Annotated in this window: 9 protein-coding genes and 1 other annotated feature; of the genes, 4 read left to right on the top strand and 5 right to left on the bottom strand. The window is 47.9% G+C overall.

Annotated elements, in window-relative coordinates; all coding sequences use genetic code 11:
* The first annotated feature begins 230 nt into the window (after positions 1 to 230).
* Positions 231 to 1250 (top strand): adenylate/guanylate cyclase domain-containing protein, encoded by a 1020-nt coding sequence (locus tag IQ242_RS07690; protein WP_193959552.1) that lies wholly within the window; start codon positions 231 to 233, stop codon positions 1248 to 1250.
* A 152-nt stretch (positions 1251 to 1402) separates the two neighbouring features.
* On the opposite strand, the gene IQ242_RS07685 is transcribed toward IQ242_RS07690, so the two are convergent.
* The 5 genes from IQ242_RS07685 to rplJ all read right to left on the bottom strand — a co-directional run bounded on the left by IQ242_RS07685 (position 1403) and on the right by rplJ (position 4660).
* Entirely contained in the window at positions 1403 to 2395 is a 993-nt protein-coding gene (locus IQ242_RS07685) for a 30S ribosomal protein S1 (protein ID WP_002757124.1), read from the bottom strand.
* A 436-nt stretch (positions 2396 to 2831) separates the two neighbouring features.
* The gene (nrdR, locus tag IQ242_RS07680) at positions 2832 to 3347 is read right to left on the bottom strand and encodes a transcriptional regulator NrdR (RefSeq protein ID WP_193959551.1); all 516 of its coding nucleotides are present in this window, start codon (positions 3345 to 3347) and stop codon (positions 2832 to 2834) included.
* A gap of 127 nt (positions 3348 to 3474) precedes the next feature.
* The gene (locus IQ242_RS07675) at positions 3475 to 3570 is read right to left on the bottom strand and encodes a photosystem II reaction center protein T (RefSeq protein WP_071823417.1); all 96 of its coding nucleotides are present in this window, start codon (positions 3568 to 3570) and stop codon (positions 3475 to 3477) included.
* Positions 3571 to 3674: 104 nt separating this feature from the next.
* A complete protein-coding gene (gene rplL / locus IQ242_RS07670; protein WP_008206399.1) occupies positions 3675 to 4067 on the bottom strand; it encodes a 50S ribosomal protein L7/L12 in 393 nt (130 codons plus the stop codon).
* A 44-nt stretch (positions 4068 to 4111) separates the two neighbouring features.
* Positions 4112 to 4660, bottom strand: coding sequence for a 50S ribosomal protein L10 (gene rplJ, locus IQ242_RS07665; RefSeq protein ID WP_002737633.1), 549 nt, complete (start codon positions 4658 to 4660; stop codon positions 4112 to 4114).
* A 98-nt stretch (positions 4661 to 4758) separates the two neighbouring features.
* Positions 4759 to 4876 (bottom strand) — a sequence feature (ribosomal protein L10 leader region).
* A gap of 860 nt (positions 4877 to 5736) precedes the next feature.
* On the opposite strand from rplJ, the gene IQ242_RS07660 reads away from it, so the two are divergent.
* The 3 genes from IQ242_RS07660 (at position 5737) to IQ242_RS07650 (ending at position 10535) form a co-directional block, all read left to right on the top strand.
* Positions 5737 to 6198: a hypothetical protein gene (locus tag IQ242_RS07660; RefSeq protein ID WP_193959550.1), complete on the top strand. Its 462-nt coding sequence runs from the start codon at positions 5737 to 5739 to the stop codon at positions 6196 to 6198.
* Positions 6199 to 6405: 207 nt separating this feature from the next.
* On the top strand, positions 6406 to 8109 hold the full coding sequence (locus tag IQ242_RS07655; RefSeq protein ID WP_193959549.1) for a solute carrier family 26 protein: 1704 nt from the start codon (positions 6406 to 6408) through the stop codon (positions 8107 to 8109).
* 1031 nt (positions 8110 to 9140) lie between these two features.
* On the top strand, positions 9141 to 10535 hold the full coding sequence (locus tag IQ242_RS07650; RefSeq protein ID WP_193959548.1) for a DUF2252 domain-containing protein: 1395 nt from the start codon (positions 9141 to 9143) through the stop codon (positions 10533 to 10535).
* Positions 10536 to 10862: the final 327 nt, after the last annotated feature.

Genomic DNA, 10862 nt, shown 5'->3' with positions numbered 1-10862 from the left:
GAGAGGGGGAAGGGGGGGGGGAGAGTCCGGCAAGAAAGATTTTCAGTGGAGACATTGAGAATCTAAGTTGTCTCGTCGAGCAAGGAATTTCCGATAGTGATAGGTCAAGAATCCCCCGTCACAGCGTAGCTTGACGGTGGGAGTATGTCAATTAGATAGATGAAAATGTGCGGAATCTCGCTATATAATGTGTAGTCACCTCCATCTATAATATTGCCGCTTATGTAACCGTGGATATACTAGGACAAAATCCTTATTTACTACTCCATACCGAGAAGGGACAGCGTTTTTTCCCTCTCGTGGGGAGACCTTACTGGACAATCGGACGGAGCAAAGATAACGCTATCGTGATTAAAGATCAGTGTATCTCTCGCAATCACGCTATTTTACAATCCACGGAAACAGGAGATTTTTATCTGATCGATCTCGGTAGTCGCAATGGAACTTTTGTCAATGGCAGAAGGGTAGCTATTCCCGGGACTATCCATGACAAAGATCGGATCACCTTTGGCAAAACCGAAGTGCAGTTCTATCGTCCTACTCCCACTAATATAGGCAAGCAACCGCACAATTTAGAATGGGATACCCTCACCTCCACCGTCCATGAACGTCGCTTAACATCGGTGATGGTGGTAGATATACGAAATTTTACGGCTTTAACCCAGCAATTAGACGAAAAAGTGCTTTCTTCTCTGATTGGCAATTGGTTTCGCCATGCCGGGAGTATTATCCGCAGTTCCGGCAGTTGGGTAGATAAATATATTGGTGATGCGATCATGGCCATCTGGTTTCACGGCCAACAGGAAGTCAATCAAGACGATATCTTGCAAATTTTCCAAGCAATTACGCAAATATACAAGATGACCCGCGCCTTAAGCGAACAATATCCCTTACCCTTTAAATTACGCATCGGTGCGGGAGTGAATACCGGTTATGCCATGGTCGGCAATACTGGCAGCGGTGAACATCCAGATTATACGGCGATCGGTGATACGGTCAACGCCGCTTTTCGTTTAGAGTCGGCCACTAAAGAAATAGGTAGGGATTTAGCCATCGGAGCCACTACCTACAGTCATCTCATCGGTTTACCCTATCTCCACCAAGCTTTTGAGCAAAATACCGTCAGTCTGAAAGGATACGACGATAGCACCATTACCTACGGAACCACTTTTGATGATTTGGATCGTTTCCTCGATGCCAATATTAGTGAGGAGATGACTGGAATTACAGGATTTATCGGCAGTGTCTGAAGATTAAAATTAAACGACATTTCAGGGATCAGTAAACAGTAATCAGTAATCAGTGAAAAGACAGTAGGAAACTTCTATTTAATACTGTACACTTAAAACTCAAATCTGATGACTGATAACTGATAACTGATAACTGATAACTGATAACTGACCTACTCCTCGGCAGCGGCGAGAACTAAATCTTCCTCTTCCAGGGCGGGAGGAACTTCGATTTCTGCGACTACTTCCGAGACAGTCCGGCCTTCCGCTTCCGCTAGACGTTTTTCTCGGTATTTAATCGCCATTTCTTCCGCTTTTTCAAACACTAACGGGCGATTTTTGAGCATATCTCCCGGTTCTGGTTCTAATTGTTTAGTTGAGAGGGAAATGCGACCTCTTTCGGCATCGAGATCGATAATCATCACTTTCAACTCATCATTGACATTAAAAACCGTGTGGGGGGTGTCAATGTGATCGTGAGAGATTTCGGAAATATGCAGTAAACCACTGACTCCACCAATATCGATGAAAGCACCGTAGGGCTTGATTCCGCGCACGGAACCGATTACCACCTGTCCCACGGCTAAACCGTTCATCTTGCGTTCCACTAAAGCGCGACGATGACTTAAAACCAGACGGTTGCGATCCTCATCCACTTCTAAAAACTTTAAGGGCAATTCCTGACCGACTAAATCCTCTTTCGCTTCTCTGGTGCTAATGTGAGAACCGGGGATAAAGCCGCGAAGACCTTCAATTCTGACTAATGCTCCACCACGGTTAGTGGCGAAAACATTCGAGCGCACGGTAGCATCTTCTTTTTGCAATTGACGCACCCGTTCCCAAGCGCGCATATATTCGATGCGACGAATCGACAGGGTTAGCTGTCCATCTTCATTCTCGTCGGTAAGAATGAAAAATTCCCTGGTTTCGTTGGGTTGTAAAACTTCTTCGGGATTATCGACGCGGTTGATCGACATCTCCTGCACGGGGATAAAAGCGGCGGTTTTAGCACCGATATCGATGAGTGCTCCCCGGGGTTCCATGCTGAAAACAGTCCCGGCGACAACATCTCCCGGACTGAAATGATAATCGTATTTGTCTAGAAGGGCGGCAAAATCTTCATGGGTAAAGCCTATGTTTTTGTTTGCGGTTTTTTGGGTGGTCATGTACGTTGTTTGGGCCTCGGAATTTCCGTAGGTTTTTCCTCCTATGTGATGTACAGTTTCTAAATCAAGGAGATGCCTCCTAATTTAGTTTCTAGGTAGGGCCTAGGGGATGAACTGCCGCATCCGGCTTTCTTGCAGGCAATCCGCCTTAAGAATGACTTTTAAGAATCTAACCAGAGCTTGGGCTTTAAATAGCACAAGGGATCCTCATTATAACTGAATCGGGAACTATTTAGGGTTGGCTGAATAAATCTAAAAACATTGTTCGATAAGACTTTTAGACCTTTTTGAAATCCAAAAGTACCGCCTATTGGAGTGATCGGGGGGAAAATTCCAGGACTTTTTCCCTGAAAATTAGGTAATTGACCCCCTGAAAATGGGTAAAACCCTACACCCCCCCTGCCCCCACCGAAAAACTTTTTGCCGCAAACCCTATTTAAGACGAGGTGATCACGCTGGCTTCTTCCACTGGAGACCAAGAAGGATAGGCGCGTTCGATTTCGGAGGATTGCAGCAGAGCTAAAGCGGCGATAAAGTCTCTAATTCCCTGAAAATTGCCGTAAACCGAAGCAAAGCGCACATAGGCCACTTCCGATTCTTGCCGGAGATATTCTAGGACTAATTGACCGATCTCCTGACTTGTCACCTCCCGTTTTGAGTCTTGCTGCAAACGGGATTCGATATCATTGACGATCGCCTCTAATCTTGAGTGGGGAATGCCGGTTTTTTCGCAAGCGCGGACGATCCCCCGCAGCAGTTTGCAGCGATCAAAAGATTTCCGTTTACCATCTTTTTTAATCACCGTGATTGGCACGAATTCGATGCGCTCGTAGGTGGTGAAGCGATATTTACACTGTAAGCATTCACGACGACGACGAATGCTCTGACCGTTTTCGGAGGAACGGGACTCTAAAACGCGACTATCGGTATGCTGACAATTAGGACACTGCATAGGAGGCGCTCGGCGAGGGGAACCTTTAATTTAAGCCTTTAAATACGAAAACCAGAGCCGCTAACCTGCTTTTGACAAGCGGGCGGCTCAGGGAAGAAAATTATTAAGTTAAACGGAGTGAAGAAATTTACTTTTGAATCCGGGGAGGTTCCCGGAAGGCGATGGCGAAGAAAATTACCGCCAAAGCCATAGTTAAAACTAAAATGTAAGCGACGCTTTCCATGGTTGGACATCCTACAAGATTGCTATGACAATCCTATAGTATCAGGAAATGAGCTTTTCGGCTTGTCCAGGGATGTAGATTACATCCCCAGAATCAGTGGCCACCTATTTAACGCTAACTTTTGCCCCAGCATCTTCCAGTTTTTTCTTGATGGCGGCGGCATCATCTTTGTTAGTGCCTTCTTTAACCGCTTTGGGAGCGGCTTCTACTAGGTCTTTCGCTTCTTTGAGTCCTAAACCGGTCAATTCGCGTACTACCTTAAGGATAGCAATTTTCTTGTCGGCGGGAACTTCTTCGAGAACGACGTTAAATTCGGTTTGTTCTTCCACAGCTTCAGCAGCAGCCGCAGGAGCGGCCCCGGGGGCAGCCATAATTATGCCACCGGCCGGAGCGGCGGCGCTAACTCCAAAGGTTTCTTCGATACCTTTGACTAATTCCGCAGCTTCTAAGAGGGTAAGGGTTTTCAGTTTTTCTAAGATTTCAGCTACAGCAGACATGGGTTAGACTCCTAATTGTTTGTAAGTGATTGATTGGCGCGGTGTCAAGCCGCTTCTTTTTCTTCTTGACGGGCCACGGCATCGACGGCACGGGCCAAAGATGCGGGAACTTCGTTGATGCTGCGGGCCAGTTTGGTGGCAATGGCGTTGATTGCTCCAGCGGCCTGAGCGATTAACTGTTCTTTCGACGGTAAATCGGCGATCGCTTTGATCTGATCTTCTGTTAACAGTTGACCTTTGGTCCCTTCTTTGAGGACACCGCCGCGCAATTCGGTTTTTTTGCTTTCTTTTTTGAACTCTTGATAGGCCTTGAAAGCTCCACCGATATCCTCTTTTACGAGCAGAAAGGCGGATGTTCCCGATAAAAGGCTTTTCATCGGTTCCCAGCCACTATCTTCAGCGATCGCCAAGCCCATCAAAGTATTTTTGGTGACTTTACAAATCGTTCCCGTGGGGCGCAATTTGCGGCGTAGATTGCTGATTTCGGCGACGGTTAAACCTTGATAGTCGATGACCATCGTTAATTGAGCTTCGCTAAGGGAGGTTTTTAATTCCTCTAGAATTACTCCCTTGCTTTCTCTGCTTCTCCCCATCCCTTGTTCACCTCCTGTATGCGGGGGATCGGTTCCAGAGGCGCAAAAACAACCCCTTGTAGCGCCGGGGTTGAGTGGAGAGAATTCAGTTCAGGCACGACCAAGACAGAAAATATCTCTCTTTAGTCTTTTTGGCTGCTGTTTTCTCGCTTTGACCTCGGCAGGGTGTTTAAGCTGTTTCGCACCTGCTGTCTTTGGCTTAAGCCAGTCCCTCATTGTAACATTACTGCGGGATTTATGTCAAGCCCTGGGAAGGAGCGAGCGAGGCGATCGCATCTAAGACTAAATCCTGTTTTGAAAAGGTATCCGAGGTAAAACCGAGGGTTCCTTCAAACTGATATTTTAGGTAAATATTGAATCCTAGCTTTCTTGGGTATGTGAGCGGGGTTTGTGTTTGGTTCGGAGAGTAAAAACGAGGAGCAATTCCATGAAAATCTCACGGGTTGACGCACAAAAATTAACCCCAGAAGAAACAGGAGAACTCGCTCCACTGCGAGCGATCATGACCAAGTCCCGCGCCAAGAATTAGAATTACTGGACTTACCCCATACAGAAATACTAAAAAATTAACAAAACCCTTACTGCCTGGGGCTTCTCAGAAAAAGTTGACAAGCCACCACTGGGTACATTTTCCCATTGAAAATGGCTGTACCGTTGACTGTATCTGGAGTAGAGCGATTCCGTAGAGTTGGCTGTATAGTGATCGCTAACCTGATGGTAACAGATAGTGTCATCAATCTCTAGAGTCAGCGTTCCCTCTGTAGCCATGTTTTTACTGGTTTTCTGCCTCGAAACAAGCTATAATGGTCGAAGGGTCAAATGGGAAAATTTTTGCTTCAAACCCTGTCTGCGTAAGGACTTCAGGATTTTGTGTCCAGTAGTCCATTAGTATTGTATTGCTTTAACTCAGGCTCTGTAAGACTTTTAGCCATAGCTAGTATGTTTATATGGGGGAAGTCCAGGAATTAGTGAGAACTTTGGTCACGGAAAAAGTCAAGGCGGGACAATTAAGGCTTAATTATCTTTAATCGTCCCCGAAGAGCCAATTTTAGAAAAACTCAACGGGAAGAACTATCATGTTGACAAAAACTTTCAGCCTTCTCTCGGTCGTTTTAATCCTCGGACTAACCTCGATCGGGGTTGTTGCCGCTACTAAAGATAAGGCTACCGAACTTCCGAAAAACTGTCAGTACCTCAAGGAAGTAGCCACTAATCAGACCCGGATCCGCAAACAGATCGATGCCATAGGAAAGAAGAACTTTAACACCGATTTCGCCGTTCCTTCGGGGGTGAAATTTGCCTCTTTTAAGGGAGTAATGGTTCCCGAAAACGATGGCAAATACGGAGTGACGATCAATCTCAAATATGCCGATAATTCAGTCAATAGCGCCTTCCAGAAAAATGTCGAAATGAAACGGGGCGAAACCTATTCTTTACCCTTCCAATCACCCACGGGTAGACAGCCCTATCAGATTAATTTTAATATTAACGGAGCGAATAATAACGCCTACACGATCGCGGTAATGGCCTGTAAATAGCGATCGCTCTTATTGATAACCCTCTGGAGAGGCGATCAAAAAGGCGATCACTGGCCGACAGGAAAGTTTTCCGTCAGGGCTAAAGGTCGAGGTAGCTTTTGAATGGAAAGTCCCGCAAAAAAGACATTCCCACTCACGGATATTTAACGCTTTCTTGCCACCAATATTCCCACAACGCCGAACTTCGATGACAGGAGAAGAGTGAGGATGGCGACTCGATTAAATTTTTCTAGGGAGCGGTTTTCCCGACCCGGGTTAAAGCGTCTGCGCTCCTATCGCTCGGCTTGGTTGCAGGGAGATGTCATCGCGGGGATCACCGTGGCGGCCTATCTCGTTCCCCAATGTCTGGCCTACGCGGAACTGGCCAGAGTACAACCGATCGCCGGATTATGGGCGATCCTACCGCCGCTGCTCATCTATGCGCTGCTCGGTTCCTCGCCACAACTCTCTGTCGGGCCGGAATCGACGACGGCAGTAATGACCGCCGCCGCTATCATGCCGCTCGTCGCCGGGGATAGTAGCAACTACGCCAGTCTGTGTAGTCTATTGGCCTTACTCGTGGGGATCGTCTGTTGCTTGGGAGCCTTCGCCCAGTTGGGATTTCTCGCCGATCTCCTCTCCAAACCGATCCTCGTCGGCTACATGGCCGGGGTAGCGGTGATCATGATCGTCGGTCAGTTGGGAAAAATTAGCGGGATGTCACTAAAAGCCGAATCGCTTTTCGGACAGATCGGGGAATTTTCCGAACATTTATCCGAGATTCACCCACCAACTCTGATTCTCGCCGCCGGTGTTTTAATTTTTCTGCTATTGGTACAACGTCGCTTTCCCAATGCCCCCGGTCCTTTACTCGCGGTTCTACTGGCGACATCGGCAGTATATTTGTTCCAGCTGAACGAGCGCGGCATCGCCGTGATCGGGGAAATTCCCGCCGGTTTACCGAGTTTGAAAGTACCGAGGGGTTTTTCTCCCCAGCAGTTCGTCTATTTACTCTCCTCGGCCATCGGTATCGCCCTCGTCGGCTATTCCGATAACGTCTTGACCGCGCGCGCGTTCGGGGCGAAAAACGACTATCGCATCAATGGCAATCAGGAATTACTTGCGCTGGGAGCGGTGAATATTGGCAACGGGATAATGCAAGGCTTTCCCGTCAGCAGTAGCGGCAGTCGCACAGCGATCGGCGATTCTCTGGGCAGTCGATCGCAACTGTTTTCCCTCGTGGCTTTTTTGATCGTAATTTTGGTACTTTTGTTCTTACGCCCGCTGCTTTCCCAGTTTCCGAAAGCGGCCCTGGGGGCGATCGTGATTTACGCCGCGCTCCGTCTGATCGAGATCTCGGAGTTCAAGCGTCTGCGTCGTTTCAAAACCAGTGAGTTCCGATTGGCACTCGTGACTATGTTCGGTGTCCTGGCCACCGATATCCTCGTCGGGGTAGGCGTTGCTGTGGGGTTATCGGTGGTCGATCTGTTCACGCGACTGATGCGGCCGCACGATGCGGTTTTGGGGGAAGTGCCGAATCTCGCCGGTCTGCACGATATCGAGGATTGGCAGGGTGCGACGACGATCCCCGGTTTGGTTCTCTACCGTTACGATGCGCCCCTCTGTTTCGCCAATGCGGAGAATTTTCGGAAACGGGCAATAGCGGCGATCGAGGACGAGAAAACCCCCGTCGAGTGGTTCGTTCTCAACGCCGAAGCGATTCTAGATATCGATATTACGGCGGTCGATATGCTCAAAGAATTACATCGAGAATTAATCGGCCGTGGTATTATTTTCGCCATGGCACGGGTGAAGCAAGATTTATATCACCAATTAAAAAAGGGAGACCTATCCGAGATGATCTCGACCGAACCTATTTATCCAACTCTAGAAAAAGCGATCGAAGCGTTTCATCGGAAATTTTGGGTCTGAAACCCCGCCGTTCTAGGTTGGCTTTACGTTAGAATTAAAAGGCCAGTCTCGAAAACCAAGTGGACGGCGCAGCACCTTGAAAACTCGGCTTAGGGGGTTCCGACCAGAAAAGCTTGGCCGGGTAAAAAGTCGCGCGCAACAAGTACAAGAAGCTATAGGCGGTCAACGTACCGTGGGACACACGGAATCGGGCTTCTGAAATGGGGCGAAAGTCTGTGGACTCTGTGTAAGACAGTACATGGTTTTTTAACTGTGGTATGCGACGGTGGTGGAAGCAGAAACTTAAATCGTGAGGTTTAGGAATCGCCGCACTTTTAGGGCGGCGAGGATGTCAACATCGTAACTCACCCCCATCATCCCCTGCTCAAGATTGACACTTTCACCGCTTATTTCTAGACAATCTAGGGGGAAATTCTCGGTTCACAGACCTAAACTAATAAGCTGTTCATAATTTAAATTGCTTGTTGAGATCAGGCAAGAGGCAACAGTAAAGGGATTGAGAGAGATTCGGCTGATCATTAAGAATAAGCGGTTTAAATACGTCTTAGCTTACTACCAAATCATTACCCAAAAAAATAAACAGAAAACTTCTTACAGAAGTGGGGCAAGGGGGAAATTTTCACCTTTAACCTGAAATATATCCCCCTTTTCCCGACAAAAGAGCGAGATTTTAGCCCCTGGCTGAAGGCTGACCATTAGATAAAATTTTGTTACGAGCATTCCGCCAGCAATTTTTGAGCAAGATATAATCGAAATAGTAGGGCAACCATTGGGCTAAAAGTTAAGCAAATTTAAGAGATAGCCATTCCCGAAAAAAATCTATCATCGATAATGTTGATCTTCCCCGGATAAGAGGCGAGTGAAGATTAATTGTTGAACCGACCATCAGAAGCTATCTCTACAGGAGGAAATGTTAGAAAGTTATCCAAGAAGGGGAACCATCAGTCTTGACTTATCTATTTCCTATTGCTTGTATTCATTTAGTCATCTAACAGCAAGGGATGTAATCTCATTCAGGGGAAAAAGTCGCTATGAACCACCAAATAGAAACCCCGATCCGCTCACCTTCTCAAGCTCGATTCCGTTCACGGGAAGAACGCATCCAGATCGGTAAATCCCTGCGGGAGCGATTGCCGCGTTCTAGCCACGCTATCTGGCAACCCCCCGCAGCTGGTCGGGAGCCGATCGAAATCATTGAAGCATCAAATCGAGGGCGATTACAGGAATTGATTCCCATCCGCTACGGACGGATGTTGCGGAGTCCCTTTACCTTCCTGCGCGGTTCCGCTGCTTTGATGGCCTACGATCTGGCCACCACTCCCAAAACTGACATTATCGTGCAGGCCTGCGGAGATTGCCACCTCTTGAACTTCGGATTTTTTGCCACCCCCGAACGCAATTTAGTCTTCGATATTAACGATTTCGACGAAACCCTGCCCGCACCTTGGGAATGGGATCTCAAGCGTCTCGTGGTCAGTTTTGTCATCGCCGGCAGGGATAGCGATCTATCCGATCGAGAATCGAAGGCAGCGGCGATCGATTGCGCTCGTTCCTATCGAGAACACCTGCGGGAATATTCTCGCCTCAGTCCCTTAGAGGTATGGTACACGCGCATAGGAGCAGAACAGGCGATCGAGATGGCTCCCGACGAAAAGACGCGGAAGTTGCGGGAACAGATGATGACAAAGGCCCGCGAGCGCATCATCGAACATCTCTACCCCAAGATCGTCACCCAAACCGGGGGACGCAATCGCTTTGTCGATCAGCCGCCTATTCTCTACCATGTCAACGAACCGGATTGGGAGACTATCGTGCGCGAGGGTCTGGAAGACTATCGCCAATCCCTGCCGGAGGAACGCCGAGTCCTCTTTGATCGCTACCAGTTAGAGGACTTTGCCCTGAAAGTGGTGGGCATTGGCAGTGTCGGCACCAGATGTTATATCGCCCTATTGTTCTCGGAAGATAACCATCCCCTCATCCTACAAGTTAAGGAGGCTTGCCCTTCGGTTCTCGAACCCTATACCGCCAAGAGCCAGTACGAAAATCAGGGACAACGGGTAGTTACAGGCCAGAGATTGATGCAATCCTCTAGCGACATATTTTTGGGCTGGACCAAGGGAAGAGGGGGCAACGACTTCTATTTACGGCAACTGCGGGATATGAAGTTTTCCCTACCCATTGAAGGAGTATCGGCCGTCCAACTGCAACGCTACGCCGAGTTCTGTGGCTGGACCTTGGCCCGCGCCCACGCTAAATCTGGAGATGCGGCCACCATTAGCGGTTATTTGGGGAAAGGAGATCAGTTCGATCTAGCCATGGGCGAATTTGCGATCGCTTATGCCGATCAGACAGAACGAGATCACGCCGCTTTGGTGGATGCGGTTAAAACAGGACGGGTTGAGGCTTTGGTAGAAGAAGATTTATAGCATTAAGCTATCAGCCTGTTATTTCTCGAACATTATGGGCGCGAGCTTTGCGCCCCCACATTGCAGCTGGTATGATACCAAATCCGTTTTTATACTAAATCTGGTTATTAAAGACTGATTATTTATTCCCGCTTTTGCCTCTTGCCTCTTGCCTTTTGTCTTTTGCCTGTCCTGATATGTAGCGCATACTCAACGGATTTGTGCGAAACGTTTAGGCATGAAATAAGGTTGAAATACCTGAAATAACCGCCTAGTAAGGTCTTCAGTCCCCTGACTGAATCTAATAGGTCAACCCTGACCAACCTTATAACTGTTTATATGTCCCGA

It is taken from the genome of Microcystis sp. LEGE 08355 (genome assembly GCF_015207185.1).
Taxonomy (GTDB): domain Bacteria; phylum Cyanobacteriota; class Cyanobacteriia; order Cyanobacteriales; family Microcystaceae; genus Microcystis; species Microcystis panniformis.
Note: the sequence above shows the minus strand (reverse complement) of the source record. Positions and strands in the feature narration are given on the sequence as shown.